The organism is Nocardioides sp. QY071 (genome assembly GCF_029961765.1).
Classification (GTDB): domain Bacteria; phylum Actinomycetota; class Actinomycetes; order Propionibacteriales; family Nocardioidaceae; genus Nocardioides.
In genome coordinates this window covers 1526230-1545664 of record NZ_CP124681.1, presented here as the reverse complement: position 1 = coordinate 1545664, position 19435 = coordinate 1526230, and the positions used below count along the sequence as shown (strand labels likewise).

Genomic DNA, 19435 nt, shown 5'->3' with positions numbered 1-19435 from the left:
CTCAGGCCTTGAGTCGGCGGACCAGGGGTACGGCGCCCGCCGCCCCCAGCACCACCACGACCAGCCCGATCCCCAGCCATGCCGGGAACCCGCCGCCGTCCTTGCTGTCGGTGTCCGCGGACGTCGCCTCGGGACCGTCGGTGATCTCGTCGATCGACGGCAGCCCGGTGGTCGTTGTCTGGCTCGGCTCCGGCGGCGCGGCCGAGGTGGTCGCCTCGGTCGGCGTCGCCGTGGCGCTCGTGGTGTCCGTCGCGCTCGGGGTGGCGCTAGCAGTCGGGGTCGCCGAGGTCGTGCTGGCCGACGGCGTGGCGCTCGGCTTGGGCGTGGCCTTCTTGGTGGGCTTCGGCGTCGCTGCCTTGGTCGGGCTCGGCGTGGGCGTCGGCTTCGCCTCCTGGACCCGCGGGGTCGGTGCGACGTCGGGCGGTGCGGCCTGGCCGCTGCCCTGGTGCCACGCGAAGGCGACGTATCCGCCGTCAGGGACCCGCAGACTGGCCACACCGCGGGCTGCGTACGTCCAGGTGCCCGACTTTCCGTCGGACCACCACAGGCTCCAGTAGGCGTCGGTCTCCGTGCAGTCGCCGTTGGACGGCTTGCTGTTGATCTTGCAGACGAAGCCGCTCATGCCGGCCGCCTGGCTGTACTCCAGCGTGTAGCCGGCGTCGGCGAAGTTGTTGGCGGCCGTGCCACCGTCGGCGTCGCAACCGGCGCTGATCCCAGCGCCGAGCTGGTTGGAGTCGACGACCACGGTGATGCCGGTGCTCCCGCCGCAGGCGGTGGCCGAGGCGGTCGCCTGCGGGAGCAGCACGACAGCAGCCGCGACGAGGATCGCCGCGGCCGCCGTGCGCACTGTGCTGCGGAAGGTCATCAGACGACCCGGGTGGTGGCCTTGCCCTTGCGGTCGGGGAACGCGCCGACCACCTTGACCTTGGCCTTGCCCTTCTTCTTGACCTTGATCTTGACCTTGGCGACGCCCTTGGCGTTGGCGGTGCCGGTGGCCTTCTTCTTGCCGATCTTGACGGTCACGGTCTCACCGGCGGCAAGGCCCTTGACCATGATGACGGCCTTCTTCTTCGCCTTGAGCTTCGCGGCGACCTTGACCTTGAGCTTCTTGGCGTCGAGGGCCGCCACCGTGGCAGTGGTGCTGCGGCCGAGGGCAGTGACGGTGACGGGGTATGACGCGACGCCGGCCGGGACGACGAACGGGGCGCTCGTGGTCGCGCCACCCTGGACCCGGGTGGAGGCGCCCGCCACGGTCACACAGCCGTTCTCACCGGGCGCGAGACCCGCGACCTGGAGGCTCGCGGTGCTGGCGACGTGGACGAACTTCGTCGTCACGGCCAGCGGACCGGAGGCCGCAGGAGCCGCCTGGAGCGCGACGATCGACTGCGCGGTGGCGAGGTACCAGTCGAAGCCGGCGGTGGCGGGGTCGACGCCGAGGTCCCGGCCCTCCTTGATCACCTCGTCGGTCGTCCCGACGGCGCCGGCCTCGGTCTTCAGCAGGACGTCGCAGGTGGTGCCGGCCACCTGGTGGCGGCGCAGCCACACAGCGGCACGCTCGCCCTCGGTGGTCGCACCGGCCAGCAGCAGGGCGTGTCCGGCGAGGCCGGTGGAGCTGGCGTTCTCCCCGAAGTTGTCGAACCCACCATCGGCCTTCTGCGCGGACTTCAGCCAGGTCACACCCCGCGCGATCGCGTTGTCGATCTTGACGCTCTCGCCCTTCAGCGGCAGGAGCGCGAAGAGCATGTCGGCGGTGTCGTCGGGGTCGGCGAAGCAGTCCGGCCCGACGTAATAGCCCCAGCCGCCGGACGCGCACTCGAAGTCGTCGATGAGCGAGTCGGTCGCCTTGGCGAGCTCGCTGCTGCCGGCCGCGTCCAGCGCCCGCACAGCGAGGCCCTGCGACCACGCGCCCGGAAATGCCTCGTCGAGCTTTCCAGTGGTGTTGTCGACTGCGGCCTCGAGCTTGGTCACCAGGTTGCCCGCCTTCGTGGCCGGGTCGACGTCGACCGCCCGGTAGAAGAGGTTCGCCTGCGCGATGCTGACGCCGCCGACGGCGTACGCGTCGACCTTGGCGTCGATCCCCGCCTTGATCGTGTCGAGCGTGGCCTGGTGACCGCCGATCTCGTCGAGCGCGAGCGCGTAGTCGATGGTCTTGGCGACGTCGCCGTGGAGCAGGCCGTCGGCGTCGAGCTCACCGGCGAGCCAGGTGGCCGCGGCGCTCTGGGCGACGGCGTCGGCGTGCGCGGCCGGAGCGGGCGCGACCGCCATCAGGCCGCCCGCGACGACGGCACCGCCGGCGACGGCCGCAACCGCCCGGCGTACGAACATGGAGGTGGACATGTGGTGCCTTCCCGCTGCAGCCGACGGGCGGGCCCAGGAAGTCCTGTGCCGCTGACCCGCTGCTCTCCGCGACAGCGTTGTGTCAGGACGCGCCATGACGGGTGCTCCGGCTCACCGCTCCCCCGACTGATCTCGCGGGGGCGGTCCACGGTTGCGGGTCAGCGCCGGGATTCGACCGGCTTCCCCCACCACGGGCGTGTTCTTGTGTGTCGCCCGAGTCTAGACCTCGACGCCGGGGTCCTCGTCATCGGGAAGGAGGGCGAGACCGAGGTCGCGGGCAGCGGATCGCAGCCGGCCGTCGAAGCTCGCGACCGCCGCGCCCGACTACTGGGCCGTCAGGAGGACGCAGCAGTCGGGGATCCGCAGCCCGGTCGCCACCCGTAGCCCAGCCAACCGCATCGAGGCGTCCGCCGGGAACGAGGGCTCCACGACTCCCATCGCTGTGAGGGCACCCACGAACTCCTCGAGCTACCCGGCCCTGGTGGGGCTGATCAGGATCTCGGCCCGGTTCACAGGCCCGATCACGAATGGCCTGTCGGCGTGAGTCTCCGGCAAGGCGGCTGCTGCCGCATGGTGAGCGTCGCGGACATCGAGTGCCGCGATCAGGACACTCGCGTCGAGTGCGATCACTCGGGCCAGCCCTCACGCACCTCGTCGAGATAACCGGGGCCGAACAGGCCGGTGAACGAACCAGCGAACTTTCGGATCGCTGCCCTGCGCTTCTCCGTCTCGACCTCCAGCTCGATCTCGATCGTGTGGAAACCGATCTCGACGAGATGGGCAAGGAGTCGGGCGGGACGGTCACGATCCTCGGGCCACCTCCGCGCAGCAGCCTCGAGCGCAGCCGCGACCGCATCGGTCTCGGTGATCGCGTGGCGCGGGCGGACGGTGGGCATGCGCCAAGTGTGACACCGGGAGCCCGGTGTCACACTTGGCGCACAACCGTCCTCAGGCGAGCTTCTCGAGGATCAGCTCACGCACCCGGGCGGCGTCGGCCTGACCGCGGGTCGCCTTCATGACCGCGCCGATGACCGCACCGGCCGCGGCATGGTTGCCGCCCCGGATCTTCTCGGCGATGTCGGGCTGGGCGGCCAGCGCCTCGTCGATGGCGGCGATCAGCGGGCCGTCGTCGGACACGAGCGCGAGGCCGCGCTTCTCGATGACCTCCGCGGCGGTGCCCTCACTGGCGATCAGGCCGTCGAAGACCTGACGGGCCAGCTTGTCGTTGATCGTCTTGGCGTCGACCAGCGCCTGCACCTCGGCGACCTGCTTCGGCGTGACGCCGACCTCGGCCAGCTCGACGCCGGCGTCGTTGGCGCGGCGCAGCAGCTCGGCGACCCACCACTTGCGTGCCGACTGAGGGGCGGTGCCCTCGGCGACGGTCGCCTCGATCAGGGGCAGCGCGCCGGCGGCCCACACGTCGCGCATCTCGAGGTCGGAGAACCCGTACTCCTCCTGCAGCCGGGCCCGCTTCTGGGTCGGGTTCTCGGGCAGCGTGCCACGCAGCTCCTCGACCCACTCGCGCGACGGCGCCACGGGCACCAGGTCGGGCTCGGGGAAGTAGCGGTAGTCCTCGGCGTCGGACTTCTCGCGACCCGACGACGTCGTACCGGTGTCCTCGTGGAAGTGCCGCGTCTCCTGCAGTACGGCGCCCCCGGCATCGAGGATGCCGGCGTGCCGCGACATCTCGAAGCGGACCGCACGCTCGACCGAGCGCAACGAGTTGACGTTCTTCGTCTCCGAGCGCGTCCCCAGCTTGTCGGCACCCTTCAGCGCGAGCGAGAGGTTCACGTCGGCGCGGATCGAGCCCTGGTCCATCCGGGCGTCGGAGACGCCGAGGGCCAGGATCAGGTCGCGGAGCTGGCCGACGTACGCGCGGGCCACGGCCGGCGCCTTCTCGGCCGGCACCAGGATCGGGCGGGTGACGATCTCGATGAGGGGGATGCCGGCGCGGTTGTAGTCGACCAGCGAGTAGTCCGCACCGTGGATCCGGCCGGTGGCGCCACCGACGTGGGTGGACTTGCCGGTGTCCTCCTCCATGTGGGCGCGCTCGATCTCGACCCGGTAGGTCTCGCCCTCGACCTCGACGTCGAGCCAGCCGTCGAAGGCGATCGGCTCGTCGTACTGGGAGGTCTGGAAGTTCTTCGGCATGTCCGGGTAGAAGTAGTTCTTCCGCGCGAACCGGCACCACTCGGCGATCGAGCAGTTCAGGGCCAGGCCGATCCGGATCGCCGACTCGACGGCCTTGGCGTTGACGACCGGCATCGCGCCGGGCAGGCCCAGGCAGGTCGGGCAGACCTGGGTGTTGGGCTCGCCGCCGAAGACCGCGGGGCAGCCGCAGAACATCTTCGTGTTGGTGTTGAGCTCGACGTGCACCTCGAGGCCGAGGGCGGGGTCGTACTTCGCGATGACCTCGTCGAAGGGGACCAGGGTCTCCATCAGAGCGCTCCGTTCTGCGCGAGGATCGGACCGCCCCAGCGGGAGGTCAGGGCCGCCTCGACGGCAGCGCCGACGCGGTAGAGCCGGTCGTCGGCGAGCGCCGGCGCCAGCACCTGGAAGCCGACCGGCAGGCCGTCCTCGTCGGCGAGGCCGGCGGGCACCGAGATGCCGGGTACGCCGGCCAGGTTGGCCGGGATCGTGGCGAGGTCCTGCAGGTACATCGCCAGCGGGTCGTCGAGCTTGTCGCCCAGCGGGAAGGCCGTGGTCGGCGAGGTCGGCGAGACCAGCACGTCGACGTTCTCGAAGGCGGCCGCGAAGTCGCGCGAGATGAGCGTGCGGACCTTCTGCGCCTGGCCGTAGTAGGCGTCGCAGTAGCCGCTGGACAGCGCGTAGGTGCCGATCATGATCCGGCGCTTGACCTCGTCGCCGAAGCCGGCGTCGCGGGTCGCCTTCATGACCGCCTCGGCGCTCGGGTCGCCGTCGGGGACGACGCGCAGGCCGTAGCGCATGGCGTCGAACTTGGCGAGGTTGGAGGAGCACTCGGCCGGGAGGATGAGGTAGTAGGTCGCCATCGCGTGCACGAAGGTCGGGCAGGACACCTCGGTGACCTCGGCGCCCAGCTCCTTGAGCAGGTCGACGGTCTCGGCGAAGCGCTGCATGACGCCGGGCTGCCAGCCGTCGCCGGCCAGCTCCTTGATCACGCCGACGCGCAGGCCGGCGAGGTCGCCCGTCGCTCCGGCGCGCGCCGCCTCGACGTACGAACCGACGGGGACGTCGACCGACGTCGAGTCGAGCGGGTCGTGTCCGCCGATCAGCTCGTGCAGCAGCGCCGAGTCGAGCACGGTCCGGGTGACCGGGCCGACCTGGTCGAGGCTGTTGGCGAGGGCGACCAGGCCGTAGCGCGAGACGCCGCCGTAGGTCGGCTTCACGCCGACGGTGCCGGTGACGGCGCCGGGTTGGCGGATCGAGCCGCCGGTGTCGGTGCCGAGGGCCAGCGGGGCCTCGAAGGCCGCCACGGCCGCGGCCGAGCCGCCGCCGGAGCCGCCCGGGATCCGGGACTGGTCCCACGGGTTGCGGGTGGGTCCGTACGCCGAGTGCTCGGTCGAGGAGCCCATGGCGAACTCGTCCATGTTGGTCTTGCCGAGGATCGGCAGGCCGGCCTCCTTGATGCGGCGCACCACGGTGGCGTCGTACGGCGGCACCCAGCCCTCGAGGATCTTCGAGCCGCAGGTGGTGGGCAGGCCCTGCGTGGCCAGCACGTCCTTGACCGCGATCGGGACACCGTCGAGCAGGTGCCGGGTCTCCCCCGCGGCGCGGCGGGCGTCGGACTCGGCGGCCTGGGCCAGTGCGCCTTCGGCGTCGACGTGGAGGAAGGCGTGCACGCCGGACTCGGCGCTGCCGTCGACGGCGGCGATCCGGTCGAGGTGGGCCTGGGTGACCTCGACGGAGGTCGTCTCGCCGGCGGCCAGCGCGTCGGCCAGCTCGGCCGCGGTCTTGTGGATCAGCTCGTCGCTCACTGCTCGTCCCCCAGGATCCGCGGGACCCGGAACCGCTGCTCCTCGACCGCCGGCGCGCCGGACAGCGCCTGCTCGGCGCTCAGGCTCGGGCGGACGACGTCCTCACGGAAGACGTTGGTGAGCGGGATCGGGTGGGAGGTCGGCGGCACGTCGTCGCCGGCCACTCCGCTGATGGACGCGACCGCCTCGAGGATCACGTTGAGCTGGGGCGCCAGGTGGTCCAGCTCGGCGTCGTCGAGGTCGATCCGGGCGAGGTCGGCCAGGTGGGCCACCTCGTCGCGGGTGAGTTGAGACATGCCGGCGATTCTAGGGCCCGGGCCAGGGGTGCTTGCCCGGCTGGGGTGCCCTCGGCGCGTGGATCGCAAGGCGCCGGAGGGAGGCGGGCCGCGGCCCGTCGACCGACGGCAACGCAGCGAGGCGCGTGCCGCGGGTGCCCCAGGTGGGCAATGACCCCGGGGCCGTGCCCGTCTGGTGCTGAGGGCAGCCCTAGAATCCGCCGGGTGTACGCCCTCGGCCCCGCCTCGCGCCGCCTCCCGCAGCGTGTGGTCGTGGCGGGCGCCCCGGGCGAGGCGCTGAGCGCCTTCCTGCAGCGCCTCGCGACCGTGCTCGACGTACCCCTCGTCCCGCTCGCCGACCTGTCCGGGCCGGGCGAGGTGGCCCGGCTCGCGGCCTTCGACGGCTGGGTGACGACGGCCGACGAGGCGTGGCAGCGCCCTCTGGTCCTCGAGCGCACCGAGGTGCTGGTCCGGGTCGACCTGGCCTCCGCCACCTTCGCCGGGAAGGTACGCCGCACGCTGCGCCGGATCCGCTCCGACGTACGCGAGCGCGAGCCCGACCTCGGCTGGGTCGACCGCGCGCCGGCCATCCACCCGCGTCTGGCCGTCGTCCGGCTCCCGGACCCCGACTCCGCGGAGACCTGGCTGCGCTCGCTCGGCTGACGCCCGGCCCAGACCAAGGGACGGGGCGGACCGGGTCCTTCGGCCCTGCTCTGCCGCGCACTCCCGGATCATGCTCGAGGCATGTCCACCTCAGATCACGTCCGAGTCCTCGTCCGTCAGGAGCTGCTGAGGCTCGCGGCACTCGAGGAGGAGCTCGCCGCCCGCGAGGCGACCGCCGTCCCCTACTGGATGCCGTGTCCCGCCAGCGTCCACGGCCGCCGCACGGCCGCCCTCGCGCTGCGCGCCGACGCCGAGCTGTACCTCGCCTAGGACGCGGCCCTAGGACAGGTGACGCGCGAGGAACCGCCCGGTCCGCTGCATCGACAGCTCGAACCGCGGCCCGAAGGCGTGCTCCTCGCCCGGGTAGGTCCGCAGTGTCACGTCCACCCCGGCCTGCTCCAGCAGCCGGGCCGTGGTCCGGCTCCACCGGATCGGGCAGGAGTCGTCGGAGGTTCCGTGGTGGATCAGGACCGGCTCGGTGATGTCGGCGAAGTAGGTGCGGGCGCTGATCCCCTGCCAGAACGCGGGCTGCGCCGACGGCTCGCCGTACGTGCGCAGGATCCGGCGTGCCACGCTCCCCCGCCCCGGGTCCGGCCGGATCCACCGCTCGAAGTTGTCGACCGCGTCCGAGCTGACCGGCGCGAAGACGACTGCGGCGTCGACCAGGCCGGGCTGCGCGACGAGCGCGTTGTAGACGACCCCGCCGCCCATCGAGCGCCCCACCAGCGCGACCCGGCCGTCGTCGACCGGTCCGTCCCAGGCCCGCAGCGCCAGCACCGCGTTGATGACGTCCTCGGTGTAGCCCAGGCGCATGTCGAGGCCGTCGCTCGGGTCCGGGTCGGAGCCGGCGTGGCCGCGGTAGTCGACGTGCAGCGCGACGTAGCCGTGCTCGCCGAACCAGGCCCGCTCCCGGGTCATCCCCTGCCCGTTCACGTAGACCGCGGGGTCGATGTACCCGTGCGCGAGCACCACCGCCGGGAACGGTCCCGGCCCCTCCGGCACCGCGAGCCGTCCTGACACGGTGAGGTCGCCGCTGCGCCAGGTGACGGCGTACTGCCGGTGCCGGGGCGTGCGCGCGACCTCCTCGCCCAGCCGCAGCCCGCGCCCGTCGAACGTCTTGCGGGCGAGGGCCGGCAACGACACCGGGTGCGGTACGGCGGCCGGCACCGACGGCGACGCCGGCGTCGTCGGACTGCTCGCGGCCGGCGGCGTCGGCGCGCCCGCGGGCTCCTCCGGGCCGCTGCAGGCGGCGCCGAGCAGCGCGAGGAGGACGACCGGGACGGTGCGACCGAGCAGCCTCACCCCGCCAGTGTGCCAGCCAACCTTTCCGGCACCCCGCGGCATCTGTGAGGGTGACGACGAGAGGAAGCCGATGCCGCGAAGACTCACCGACGACGAGTTCGCCGAGCTGATGCACGGGTGCTGGGCCGGGCTGTACCGGACGGCGTACCTGCTCGTCGGCGACCACGCCGAGGCCGAGGACCTGGTGCAGACCGCGCTCGCCAAGACCTACGCGAGCTGGCACCGGGTGGAGAGCCTGGAGACCGCCGGCGGCTACGCCCGCACCACCTTGGTCAACACCGCGGCCTCGTGGTTCCGCAAGAAGGGCTGGCGCAACGAGCGACCGACCGCGCAGCTGCCGGAGAGCCCCGGCCCCGAGGTCGACGCCACCGAGCGCCCCGACCTGATGACCGCCCTCGCCGGGCTCCCGCCGGGACAGCGGGCGGTCGTCGTGCTCCGGTTCTACGAGGACCGGAGCGTCGCCCAGGTCGCCCATGCCCTCGGCGTCAGTGAGGGCACCGTCAAGAGCCAGACCTCTCAGGCGCTCGCGAAGCTGCGCACCAGCCTCGGCGACGCCGTGATCCCCCAGGGAGCCGACCATGACTGAGCGCCTCGCCGCCCTGCTGCACGAGGAGGCCGAGTCCCTCGCCGTGCCGCCGCTGCCCGCCGACGATGTCGTACGACGCGGACGCGGCCTGCGCACCCGCCGCCGGGTCCGCCTCGGCGCGGCCGCCATGGCCGTCGTCGCGGTCGCCGCCACCGCGACCCTCGCCGGCACGCAGCTGGGCGATCGCGACCGTCCGGCGGGGCGCGACCTCGCGGCCGCCGTACCGGCGACGGACGCCGACTGGGCCGTGGCCCAGGGCTCGACCGTCCACCTCGGCACCGGCGCCACCGCCCAGGTGCCCGGCCAGGTCAAGGCGATGTACTACACCTCCGCCGGGATGCTGGTGCGGATCGGGAAGTCGGCCGCCACCGACGCCCCGGACTCGGCGTACTGGCTGGTCGCGCCCGACGGCACCACCTCCGACTTCGACCTGCACCTCGGCGACCGCAAGCCGGGCACCGACCCGACCCTTCCCTACCTGGCCTATGCCGCGCCCGGCGACGACGCCCGCCACTGGAAGGTCGTGCTGCGCGACGTCCGCACCGGCGAGGTCGCCACCACCGTCCCGGTCGAGGGTTCGTTCACCTGGGGCGGCTGGAACGCCCCGCCGGTGGCCCTGTCGGGCGACCACGTCTACGTCGGCGTCGACGGCACCCTGCTCGACGTGCGGTGGCGCACCGGCGAGGTCCGGACTACCACGATCCCGACCCACATGCCCGAGACCGCGGGCGGGCGCGACGTCGTGATGGGCGACGACGGCAAGACCGTCACCATCATCGACGCCGCCACCGGCGAGGTCCTGCAGTCGCTCCCCTACGACCCCGCCGACGACGACCCCGCCGCCACCGTCTGGCCCCGGCTCTCCCCCGACGGCTCCCACGCGCTCCTGACCCCGATGCTGATGTGCCAGGCCGACACGGGCAGCTGCCGGTTCGAGGACCCGCGGGCCACCCTGATCGACCTGCCCGGCGGCCGGCGCAGCGTCGTCCGGCTCGGGAACGCGGACTACGGCTGGACCGCGACCGGCCGGCTGCTGCAGGTCGACGGCACGTCGGTGCAGTCCTGCGATCCCGACACCGGCGCGTGCGAGCCGACGCCGGTCACCCTCGACCCGGGCGCGAACCTCAAGGTCAGCGGGAACGCCTACGAGTCCTGAGCGGGCGGTCCCTCGGCCAGCAGCCGCTTGAACCCGTCCTCGTCGAGGATGGGTACGCCGAGCTGCTCGGCCTTCTCCGCCTTGGAGCCGGCGTTCTCGCCGACCACCACGAAGTCCGTCTTCTTCGAGACCGACCCGGCGGCCTTGCCCCCACGGGACAGGATCGCCTCCTTGGCCGAGTCGCGCGAGAAGTCGACCAGCGATCCCGTGACCACCACGGTCAGCCCCTCGAGGGTGCGCTCCACCGACTCGTCGCGCTCGTCGGCCATCGAGACACCGGCGGCCGTCCACTTGTCGACGATCGCGACGTGCCACGGCACCTCGAACCACTCGATGACCGCGCGGGCGATCGTCGGACCGACGCCCTCGGCGGCGGCGAGCTCCTCCTCGCTGGCCGCCCGGATCGCCTCCATCGAGCCGAACTCCTGGGCCAGCGCGCGCGACGCGCTGGGGCCGGTGTGCCGGATCGAGAGGGCCACGATGACCCGCCACAGCGCGACGTCCTTGCGCGAGTCGAGGTTGGCGAGCAGCTTCTCGCCGTTCGCGGACAGCTGGGGTCCGTCCTCGTCCTTCTTCGGCGCGCGGGTGAACAGCTCGGTGGCCCGGAGCTTGTCGGCATCGAGGTCGAAGACATCGCCCTCGTTGGTGATCACGCCCGCGTCGAGCAGCGCGACCGCGGCCTCGTAGCCGAGCCCCTCGATGTCGAAGGCGCTGCGGCCCGCGACGAAGAAGACCCGCTCGCGCACCTGGCCCGGGCACAGCTCGTGGTTGGGGCAGCGCCGGTCCTTGTCGCCCTCCTTCTGCTCGACCAGCTCGGTGCCGCAGGCCGGGCAGGTCGTGGGCGCGACCCAGGGCTGCAGTCCCTCGGGCCGCAGGGGAAGCACCGGGCCGACGATCTCGGGGATGACGTCGCCGGCCTTGCGCAGGATCACGGTGTCGCCGGGACGCACGTCCTTGCGCTCGACCTCGTGGAAGTTGTGCAGCGTGGCGTTCTCGACCGTGGAGCCGGCGACCTTGGTGGGCTCCATGACGCCGTACGGCGTGACCCGGCCCGTGCGGCCGACATTGACCGCGATGTCGAGCAGCTTGGTGTTGACCTCCTCGGGCGGGTACTTGAAGGCGATCGCCCACCGCGGCGCGCGGCTCGTCGAGCCCAGCCGGCGCTGCAGGGCGACGTCGTCGACCTTCACCACGACGCCGTCGATCTCGTAGGGCACGATCGTGTGCCGGTTCTCGCCGGCGTTGGCGATGTAGCCCTCGACGTCGGCGAGGCTCGGCAGCACCCGCACCTGCTCGGAGATCGGCAGGCCCCAGGCGGCCAGCGCCTCGTAGGCCTGCGACTGGGCCCGCGGCTCGAAGCCCTCGCGGGCGCCGATGCCGTGGCAGACCATCCCGAGCGCGCGGGACGCGGTGACCCGCGGATCCTTCTGGCGCAGCGAGCCCGCGGCCGCGTTGCGTGGGTTGGCGAACGCGGGCCGGCCGGCCTCGGTCATCGAGACGTTGAGCGCCTCGAAGGCCGCGACGGGCAGGAACACCTCCCCGCGCACCTCGACCAGCGCCGGCACCGGGAACTCGTCGGTGCCGGTCAGCCGGTGGGGTACGGCGGCGATCGTCTTCACGTTGGGCGTCACGTCCTCGCCGGTGCGGCCGTCACCCCGGGTCAGGGCCCGGACCAGGCGCCCCTGCTCGTAGAGCAGGTTGATCGCCAGGCCGTCGACCTTGAGCTCGCACAGCAGCGCCGGGTCGGTGACGCCGTCCCGGCCGAGCCGGGCGTGCCAGGAGCCGAGCTCCTCGAAGGAGAAGGCGTTGTCCAGGCTCTCCATCCGCTGCAGGTGGTCGACCGCGGTGAAGTCGGTCGCCACCGCACCGCCGACCTTCTGGGTCGGCGAGTCCGGGGTGCGCAGCTCGGGGAACTCCTCCTCGAGCGCCTCGAGCCGGCGCAGCCGCTGGTCGAAGTCCGCGTCGGACAGGGTGGGGGCGTCGAGGACGTAGTAGCGGTAGCGCGCGTCCTCGATCTCCTCGCTGATCGTGGCGTGCTCGTCGCGGGCAGCGGCGGGTACGACGGGGAGCTCGGCCTCGGTCATGGGGACATCTTGCCGCGCCCCACCGACGTCCCGGGCTCCGGGCGGCCGATGTCGGTGGTCTCCGGCAGTCTCGGTCCCAGCGAGATCACCGTGTGCGAGATGGCACCGGGAATTCGCTTGACAGAACGAAACCGTTCCGTACTATCTATTGAAACGGAACCGTTCCGTTCCATCCGATCCCGGAGGTCACCGTGTCACCCCGCAAGCCGAGTGTCCCCGAGGCGCCGACGCGCCCCCGGGTCGAGGGCGATCGCGAGCAGGAGATCCTCGACGCGACCCTCGCCGTACTCGTCGACGTCGGTTACGACCGGCTCACCATGGACGCTGTCGCGACCCAGGCCAAGGCGTCCAAGGCGACGCTCTACCGCAAGTGGGACGGCAAGGCGGCGCTCGTGATCGACGCCCTCATGTCGGAGAAGACCCCGCTCGCGGCGCCCCAGGACACCGGCAGCCTCCGCGGCGACCTGCTCGCCATGTTCTGCGGCCACGGCGGCCTCACCGACGAGCACCAGACCGCCCTCCTCGGCAGCGTCGTCACGGCCATCGGCCGCGACCCGGCGTTCGCCGCGGCGTTCCGCGAGCGGTTCATCGCCCCCAAGGTGGCCGTCGGCCGCGAGATCTACGAGCGGGCCCGCCTGCGGGGCGAGCTGCGCGACGACATCGACCTCGACATCCTCACCGCCGCACTGCCGGGCATCGTCCTGCACCGCGGCTTCCTCCTCGGGGATCCCCCGACGCCCGACCTGATCGCCCGCGTGGTCGACCAGGTCATCCTCCCGGCCGCCACCCGCGGCTGACCGAAGCAACGCCCACTCCCACCACGACACGAAGGAAACAACATGTCCGACGTCGAGTCTCTCGACCCTCCGGAGACGACCTCTTCCGCAGCCGTCGAGAGCAAGCACCGGTCCCACCCCGGGCTCGCGCTCGTGCTGATCCTCACAGCGCAGCTGATGGTGGTGCTCGACTCCACCATCGCCAACATCGCCCTGCCCTACATCGGCGGCGACCTCTCCATCTCCCAGGCCAACCTGACCTGGATCGTGACCGGCTACGCGCTCGCCTTCGGCGGGCTGCTGCTCCTCGGCGGACGCCTCGGTGACCTCTACGGGCGTCGCCGGCTGTTCATGACCGGCCTCACGGTGTTCTCGATCGCCTCCCTGCTCGGTGGTCTCGCGGCCAACGAGGCCATGCTCCTCGCGTCGCGCGCACTGCAGGGCGTCGGTGCCGCGATGGCCGCACCGGCCGCACTGGCTCTGATCACCACGACCTTCGCGGCCGGACCGGCCCGCAACAAGGCGATGGCCGCCTACGCGACGATGTCCGGCGTCGGTGCGGCGATCGGCCTGATCCTCGGCGGCTGGCTGACCGGCCTCGACTCCTTCCTCGGACTCGACGTCGAGGGCTGGCGGATGACCTTCCTGATCAACGTCCCGATCGGCCTGGTCGCGGCGTTCCTCGCTCCGCGCGTCCTGGCGGAGTCGGAGTCGCACCCGGGTGAGATGGACGTCCCCGGCGCCATCACCGGCACCCTCGGCCTGCTCGGCATCGTCTTCGGCCTCTCGCGTGCCGGCGAGGAGGCCTACGGCTGGGACCACGTCCAGACGATCACGTCCCTGGTCGCCGGTGTCGCCCTCCTGGTCGCGTTCGCGGTCATCGAGTCGCGGGTCAAGCACCCGCTGCTTCCGGTGCGCATCTTCGCCAGCCGGACCCGCGCCACGAGCTTCGTGGCGATGATGATCGCCCCGGCCGCGATGTTCGCGATGTTCTACTTCCTGAGCCTGTTCATCCAGCAGATCATGGGCTTCAGCCCGCTCGAGGCCGGCTTCGCGTTCCTGCCGTTCTCCTTCGGCATCGTGGTCGGCGCCGGCCTGGCGTCCAACCTCGTCGCCCGGGTCGACGCACGCTTCCTCGCCGGCACCGGCACCCTGCTCGCCGCGACCGCGCTGTTCATGTTCTCCCGCATCCCGATCGACGAGTCCCCGAAGTCCGTGCTCACCGCCCTGACCGACGGCGGTGCCGACATCAACTACTGGACGCAACTCTTCCCGTTCATCGTCCTGATGGCGGTCGGCATGGGCATGGTGTTCGTGCCGATGACCCTCACCGCGGTGCACCACGTCCGCTCCGAGGACTCCGGCATCGGCTCCGGCGTCCTCAACACGATGCAGCAGGTCGGCGGCGCCCTCGGCCTGGCGACGCTGAGCACGGTCGCGCTGCACTTCACCAACAACCAGGCCAGCGCGGTCGCCAAGCCGATGGCGGAGGCGATCGTGGCCGGTGGGGGCGACCCCAACGCGGTGGTTCCCGGCACCGACTTGACCTTCCTCGAGTCCGCCATCTTCGGCTCGAGCTTCCCGGAGGGCGCCACGCACGCCTTCCTGGTCGCCTCGATGCTGATGCTCGCGGCGTCCGCGGTGATCTGGGCGTTCCTCAACGTCAAGCACACCGAGCTGGCGACCGACGCGCCCGAGGGCGTCCACGTCGGCTGATCCCGACGCTCCTACTCCCTCTTTCCGTTCGATCGAACGGCTAGGGGGAGTTTCGGAGCGACAAATCCCCCTAACCGTTCGATCGAACGGTTAGGGGGATTGGCGTCACAGGCTCAGGACGCGGGTACCCCGGCGGCGAACTCCTTGGTCGTCGTCAGCGTGAAGGCGGCGAACCCGTCGGCCAACGCCAGGTAGTCCTGCCCCACCCGGCCGTCGCGGGTACGCCGCCCGATCGGCCCGTCCACGCTCGGCGCCCGGACCGTCACCAGCGCGACCGCGTCCGCCGTGTGCCGGATCGCGATGGCCACGCCCTGCTGCCAGCCGCGCACGACGTCCCGCTTCGTCACGCAGTGCCACTCCGGGCCGCAGGTGGGGACCGACGGGCTGTCCTTCGGTACCAGCACCACGCTCGTGGTGTGGTCCCTGGCGACCAGCTCGATGCCGACCGCGCCGTCACCGTACGCCGTCGTGTCGACCGGACGCCGCTGCGGAACGTCACGGACCCCCTCCTCGACCATCCACTGCGCGACGACCTCGGGCGTGGTCGGGACCGGGTCGCCGAGGGTGTCGTCCTTCGGCCACTTCGGCAGGTCGGCGTCGACCATCGCCCGGGTGGTGGTCGCGGAGAACCGGTCGTCGGTCAGCAGCCGGACCAGGTCGCCCTCGACGCTGAGGGGCAGGTCCTGCTCGCGCGGGTCGCCGGTGAGCTGCTCGCCGGCGTAGGTGACGCTGCGCTCCTCGCCGGCAGCCGTGCGGAAGGTGAGTGTGAGGATCCCGGGGTCCTCCTCGGGCTCCTCCTCCTGCCAGGACAGGTGGAAGCGGCCGCCGTGACCGTCCCACTCGGCGCAGTCGTAGTACTCGCTGCACTCCTCGAGATCGCGGGTCCCGGCCGCGTCGACACCGACGTGGAGGTAGTGCGAGTCGCCCTTCTCCCCCGGCGGCCGGAACCGGATCTCGACGCCGAGCGGGTCGGGGACGTCGTAGGAGGGGTTGACGTTGAAGGACGTCGGGTGGAGGTCGAGCACGTCGACGGCCACGGCCGCGATCGCCCTCTTGGTCGCCGGGGCGGGGTCGTCGTCGGGCCCCGAGATCCAGCGGACGAGCGCGACGACCCCTGAGATCACGCCGAGCACGACCAGCCCGGCGGCGAGGTTCTTGAGCAGGTAGCCCCGAGTGCTCACCCGGTCAGCCTGACACGGACCTCGCCACGTTCCGGGCCAGCTCGAGGGCGTGGCGAGCCTCGGCCCGGGTGCTGCCGGCGAGCCCGCAGGACGGCGAGACCGCCAGTGAGCCGCCGACCTTCTCGGGGTCGAGGCCGAGCAGGTCGAGCCAACGCAGCACCCGCTCCACCAGCACCTTGTCGCCCGGCAGCGGGCCGGTCGCAGGCACGACGCCGAGCACGATCGTGTCGCCCGCCTCCAGCGCCTCCGCGGCCGCGTCGTGGCCGTCGGCGTCGAGCAGGTCGAGGTCGACCATCACGCCGTGGGCACCGGCGCCACGGAGCAGCCCGATCGGCCCGTCCGGCGCGCAGCAGTGCACCCACGGTGTCGCGCCGGCAGCGCTCGCCGCGGTGAGTACCCACTCGAGCGCCTCGCTGGCCTCGGGCGGGTGGACGGTCCGGTGCTTGCCGAACCCCGACGCCGTCGGTACGCCGGCCGCCAGCACCGCCGGAAGCGCCGGCTCGTCGAGCTGGAGGACCAGCTCGGTGGCCTCCGGCAGGCGGCGGCGTACGTCGGCCAGGTGGTCGGTCACCGCGACCGCGAGCGCCTGCGCGAGCTCGCGGCGAGCACCGTGGTCGGCGAGCAGCTTGTCGCCGCGGGGCCGCTCGACGGTGGCGGCAAGCGTCCACGGCCCGGTGACCTGGACCTTGAACGGCCCGGCGTGGCCCGCGGCGCGCTCCTCGAGGGTGTCGAGGTCCTGGGCGAGCAGGCTGCGGGCCCGGCGCTGGTCGAGCGGCGCGGCGCCGGAGGTGCCGGTGAGCCGCCAGCCCTCGGGCTGCAGGTCGGCGTCGAGCTCGGTGACCAGGCCCAGGGTGCGCCCGGTCATCGCGGCGCCGGCGCCGCGGCCGGGCACCTCGGGCACGAACGCCAGTCCGTGCGCATCGCCCGCGAGCTCGCCGAGCACGACGGACAGGGCCTCGTCGTAGTCGCGCTGGGTGTCGCCGGGGAAGGAGCCGACGCCGGTGCCCCTCACACCGGCACTCACACCGGCACTCACACCGTCACCCGCCGGGTGGCGGTGATGGTGGCGGACCCGACGACCCGGGTGCCGTCGTACACCACCACGGCCTGGCCGGGCGCGATGCCCTCGGCGTGCTCGATCAGGTCGACGCGCAGGGAATCGGCGCCGACGTGGACGACCGCCCGGTGCTCGGCGCCGTGGGCGCGCAGCTGGACGCTCACCTCGGAGCCGTCGAGGACGGTGCCGGCAGCGAGTGGGCGTCCGCACCAGCGCACCCGGTCACCCTCGACCCGGTCGACGGCGAGCCGCTCACGGGGGCCGACCGTCACGGTGCCGGAGACGGGCTCGATGTCGAGGACGTAGCGCGGCCGGCCGTCGGGCGCGGGGTGCCCCAGGCGCAGGCCCTTGCGCTGGCCGATGGTGAAGCCGTAGGTGCCGGTGTGCTCGCCGAGCACCGCGCCGGTGAGGTCGTCGACGATCTCGCCGCCCTGGTTGGGTGCACGGTCACCGAGCTTCTCGCGCAGCCAGCCGGTGTTGTCACCGTCGGCGACGAAGCAGATGTCGTGGCTGTCGGGCTTGTCTGCGACCAGCAGCCCGCGCGCGGCGGCCTCGGCGCGCACCTGCGGCTTCGGTGTGTCTCCGAGCGGGAACAGCGAGTGCCGCAGCTGCTGCTCGTCGAGCACGCCGAGCACGTAGGACTGGTCCTTGGCCCCGTCGACGGCGCGGTGCAGCTCGATCTCGCCACCCGCCGACGCGCGGACCGAGGCGTAGTGCCCGGTCGCGACCGCGTCGAAGCCCAGCGCCAGCGCCTTGTCGAGCACCGCGGCGAACTTGATCTTCTCGTTGCAGCGCAGGCACGGGTTGGGCGTCTGCCCGGCCGCGTAGGTGTCCATGAAGTCCTCGACCACGTCGGTGTGGAAGCGGTCGGACAGGTCCCAGACGTAGAACGGGATCCCGATCACGTCGGCCGCGCGGCGGGCGTCGTTGGCGTCCTCGATGGTGCAGCAGCCGCGGGCGCCGGTGCGGTAGGACTTCGGGTTGCGCGAGAGGGCCAGGTGGATGCCCGTCACCTCGTGCCCGGCCTCGGCGGCGCGGGCGGCGGCGACGGCGGAGTCCACTCCCCCGGACATGGCGGCGACGACCTTCATCCCGTGCTCACCTCCGGCGCTCAGGCGCGGGCCGCACGGGCCCGCTCGACGACGGCCCCGATCGCGCCGGCGACCGCCTCGACGTCGGAGGCGCTGCTGGTGTGGCCCAGGCTGAACCGCAGCGAGCTGCGCGCCTCGTCGCTGGTGCGCCCCATGGCGAGCAGGACGTGCGAGGGCTGGGGTACGCCGGCCGAGCAGGCCGAGCCGGTCGAGCACTCGATGCCGCGGGCGTCGAGCAGCATGAGCAGCGAGTCGCCCTCGCAGCCGGGGAAGCTGAGGTGGGCGTTGCCGGGCAGCCGGCCGACCGGGTCGCCGTTGAGGACAGCGTCCGGCACGGCCCGTCGTACGGCGTCGACGAGGTCGTCACGCAGGCCGGTCAGCCGGGCGGCGTGCTCGCTCTGCTGCTTGACCGCGAGCTCGACCGCGGCCGCGAACCCCGCGATCGCGGGGACGTCGAGCGTGCCGCTGCGCACGTCACGCTCCTGCCCGCCGCCGTGGACCAGAGCGGCCAGCTCGACCTCGCGTCGTACGACGAGCGCACCGACGCCCTGCGGCCCGCCGACCTTGTGCCCCGACAGGGACAGCGCATCGACGCCCGAGGCGGCGAAGTCGACCGGAGTGGCGCCGACCGCCTGCACGGCGTCGGTGTGCACGGGGATGCCGTGGGGCCGGGCGACGGCGACCACCTCGCCGACCGGCTGGAGGGTGCCGACCTCGTTGTTGGCCCACATCACGGTGACCAGCGCGACCGACTCCGGCTCGCGCTCCACCGCGGCCCGCAGCGCGTCGACCTCGAGCCGGCCGTCGTGGTCGACGGGCAGCAGCTCGACGTCGGCGCCCTCGTGCTCCTCGAGCCAGGCGAGCGCGTCCAGCACCGCGTGGTGCTCGACCGCGGTCGCCAGGATCCGGGTGCGGCGCGGGTCGGCGTCGCGGCGCGACCAGTACAGGCCCTTGACCGCGAGGTTGTCGGCCTCCGTGCCGCCGGACGTGAACACCACCTCGCCCGGCCGGCAGCCCAGGGCCTGTGCGACGGTCTCGCGTGACTCCTCGACCACCCGGCGGGCGCGGCGGCCCGAGGCGTGCAACGAGCTGGCGTTGCCGACCTCGCGCAGGTGGGCGGTCATCGCCTCCACCGCGACGTCGGTCATCGGCGTCGTCGCGGCGTGGTCGAGGTAGACCGTCCGGGAGTCGTTCATGGCGCCTCCAAGGTTACGGCGCCCCCGGGAGCGGCGACCAACTGCCACGCGTCGCTACC

At 72.6% G+C, this 19435-nt stretch carries 18 protein-coding genes and 1 riboswitch; of the genes, 6 read left to right on the top strand and 12 right to left on the bottom strand.

From position 1 onward, the window contains the following. Position 1 precedes the first annotated feature (1 nt). From QI633_RS07365 to gatC, 6 genes are all read right to left on the bottom strand, one after another. Positions 2 to 865: a hypothetical protein gene (locus tag QI633_RS07365; RefSeq protein WP_282428557.1), complete on the bottom strand. Its 864-nt coding sequence runs from the start codon at positions 863 to 865 to the stop codon at positions 2 to 4. Then, positions 865 to 2337 (bottom strand): hypothetical protein, encoded by a 1473-nt coding sequence (locus QI633_RS07360; RefSeq protein WP_282428556.1) that lies wholly within the window; start codon positions 2335 to 2337, stop codon positions 865 to 867. Before QI633_RS07360 ends, QI633_RS07365 begins: the two co-directional genes overlap by 1 nt. A gap of 78 nt (positions 2338 to 2415) precedes the next feature. Continuing rightward, positions 2416 to 2545: riboswitch (cobalamin riboswitch) on the bottom strand. A gap of 418 nt (positions 2546 to 2963) precedes the next feature. Then, positions 2964 to 3233 carry a hypothetical protein gene (locus QI633_RS07355; RefSeq protein WP_282428555.1) on the bottom strand — a complete coding sequence of 90 codons (270 nt, stop codon included), beginning with the start codon at positions 3231 to 3233 and terminating at the stop codon, positions 2964 to 2966. A 52-nt stretch (positions 3234 to 3285) separates the two neighbouring features. Beyond that, positions 3286 to 4776 (bottom strand): Asp-tRNA(Asn)/Glu-tRNA(Gln) amidotransferase subunit GatB, encoded by a 1491-nt coding sequence (gene gatB, locus QI633_RS07350; protein WP_282428554.1) that lies wholly within the window; start codon positions 4774 to 4776, stop codon positions 3286 to 3288. Further along, positions 4776 to 6293: an Asp-tRNA(Asn)/Glu-tRNA(Gln) amidotransferase subunit GatA gene (gatA, locus tag QI633_RS07345; RefSeq protein ID WP_282428553.1), complete on the bottom strand. Its 1518-nt coding sequence runs from the start codon at positions 6291 to 6293 to the stop codon at positions 4776 to 4778. Before gatA ends, gatB begins: the two co-directional genes overlap by 1 nt. Continuing rightward, positions 6290 to 6589 carry an Asp-tRNA(Asn)/Glu-tRNA(Gln) amidotransferase subunit GatC gene (gene gatC / locus QI633_RS07340; protein ID WP_141799735.1) on the bottom strand — a complete coding sequence of 100 codons (300 nt, stop codon included), beginning with the start codon at positions 6587 to 6589 and terminating at the stop codon, positions 6290 to 6292. Before gatC ends, gatA begins: the two co-directional genes overlap by 4 nt. A gap of 204 nt (positions 6590 to 6793) precedes the next feature. On the opposite strand from gatC, the gene QI633_RS07335 reads away from it, so the two are divergent. Together QI633_RS07335 and QI633_RS07330 are read left to right on the top strand one after the other, a co-directional pair. Then, the gene (locus tag QI633_RS07335) at positions 6794 to 7231 is read left to right on the top strand and encodes a hypothetical protein (RefSeq protein ID WP_282428552.1); all 438 of its coding nucleotides are present in this window, start codon (positions 6794 to 6796) and stop codon (positions 7229 to 7231) included. An 81-nt stretch (positions 7232 to 7312) separates the two neighbouring features. Further along, on the top strand, positions 7313 to 7501 hold the full coding sequence (locus QI633_RS07330; RefSeq protein ID WP_141799737.1) for a hypothetical protein: 189 nt from the start codon (positions 7313 to 7315) through the stop codon (positions 7499 to 7501). 9 nt (positions 7502 to 7510) lie between these two features. On the opposite strand, the gene QI633_RS07325 is transcribed toward QI633_RS07330, so the two are convergent. Beyond that, on the bottom strand, positions 7511 to 8533 hold the full coding sequence (locus QI633_RS07325) for an alpha/beta fold hydrolase (RefSeq protein WP_282428551.1): 1023 nt from the start codon (positions 8531 to 8533) through the stop codon (positions 7511 to 7513). Between the two features lie 70 nt (positions 8534 to 8603). On the opposite strand from QI633_RS07325, the gene QI633_RS07320 reads away from it, so the two are divergent. Both QI633_RS07320 and QI633_RS07315 read left to right on the top strand, forming a co-directional pair. Beyond that, complete coding sequence (locus QI633_RS07320; RefSeq protein WP_282428550.1) at positions 8604 to 9119, top strand: SigE family RNA polymerase sigma factor; 516 nt, start codon at positions 8604 to 8606, stop codon at positions 9117 to 9119. After that, entirely contained in the window at positions 9112 to 10275 is a 1164-nt protein-coding gene (locus QI633_RS07315; protein ID WP_282428549.1) for a hypothetical protein, read from the top strand. Before QI633_RS07320 ends, QI633_RS07315 begins: the two co-directional genes overlap by 8 nt. Here the strand turns inward: QI633_RS07315 and ligA are convergent. Continuing rightward, positions 10263 to 12359, bottom strand: coding sequence for an NAD-dependent DNA ligase LigA (gene ligA, locus QI633_RS07310; RefSeq protein WP_282428548.1), 2097 nt, complete (start codon positions 12357 to 12359; stop codon positions 10263 to 10265). The genes QI633_RS07315 and ligA overlap by 13 nt on opposite strands. A 191-nt stretch (positions 12360 to 12550) precedes the next feature. Between ligA and QI633_RS07305 the strand changes: the two genes are divergently transcribed. Next, positions 12551 to 13156: a TetR/AcrR family transcriptional regulator gene (locus QI633_RS07305; protein WP_282428547.1), complete on the top strand. Its 606-nt coding sequence runs from the start codon at positions 12551 to 12553 to the stop codon at positions 13154 to 13156. Positions 13157 to 13198: 42 nt separating this feature from the next. Beyond that, positions 13199 to 14851: an MFS transporter gene (locus tag QI633_RS07300; protein ID WP_282428546.1), complete on the top strand. Its 1653-nt coding sequence runs from the start codon at positions 13199 to 13201 to the stop codon at positions 14849 to 14851. Positions 14852 to 14964: 113 nt separating this feature from the next. Here QI633_RS07300 and QI633_RS07295 read toward each other — a convergent pair whose 3' ends face one another. Genes QI633_RS07295 through QI633_RS07280 form a run of 4 tightly spaced genes read right to left on the bottom strand, consistent with a single transcriptional unit; the run spans position 14965 to position 19376 of the window. After that, positions 14965 to 16032: a hypothetical protein gene (locus QI633_RS07295; RefSeq protein ID WP_282428545.1), complete on the bottom strand. Its 1068-nt coding sequence runs from the start codon at positions 16030 to 16032 to the stop codon at positions 14965 to 14967. A 4-nt stretch (positions 16033 to 16036) separates the two neighbouring features. Further along, positions 16037 to 17044, bottom strand: a complete 1008-nt coding sequence (locus QI633_RS07290; RefSeq protein WP_282428544.1) for a methionine synthase — start codon at positions 17042 to 17044, stop codon at positions 16037 to 16039. 20 nt (positions 17045 to 17064) lie between these two features. Beyond that, on the bottom strand, positions 17065 to 18180 hold the full coding sequence (gene mnmA / locus QI633_RS07285; protein WP_141799746.1) for a tRNA 2-thiouridine(34) synthase MnmA: 1116 nt from the start codon (positions 18178 to 18180) through the stop codon (positions 17065 to 17067). 20 nt (positions 18181 to 18200) lie between these two features. Continuing rightward, the gene (locus tag QI633_RS07280; RefSeq protein ID WP_141799747.1) at positions 18201 to 19376 is read right to left on the bottom strand and encodes a cysteine desulfurase family protein; all 1176 of its coding nucleotides are present in this window, start codon (positions 19374 to 19376) and stop codon (positions 18201 to 18203) included. Between the last annotated feature and the right edge of the window lie 59 nt (positions 19377 to 19435).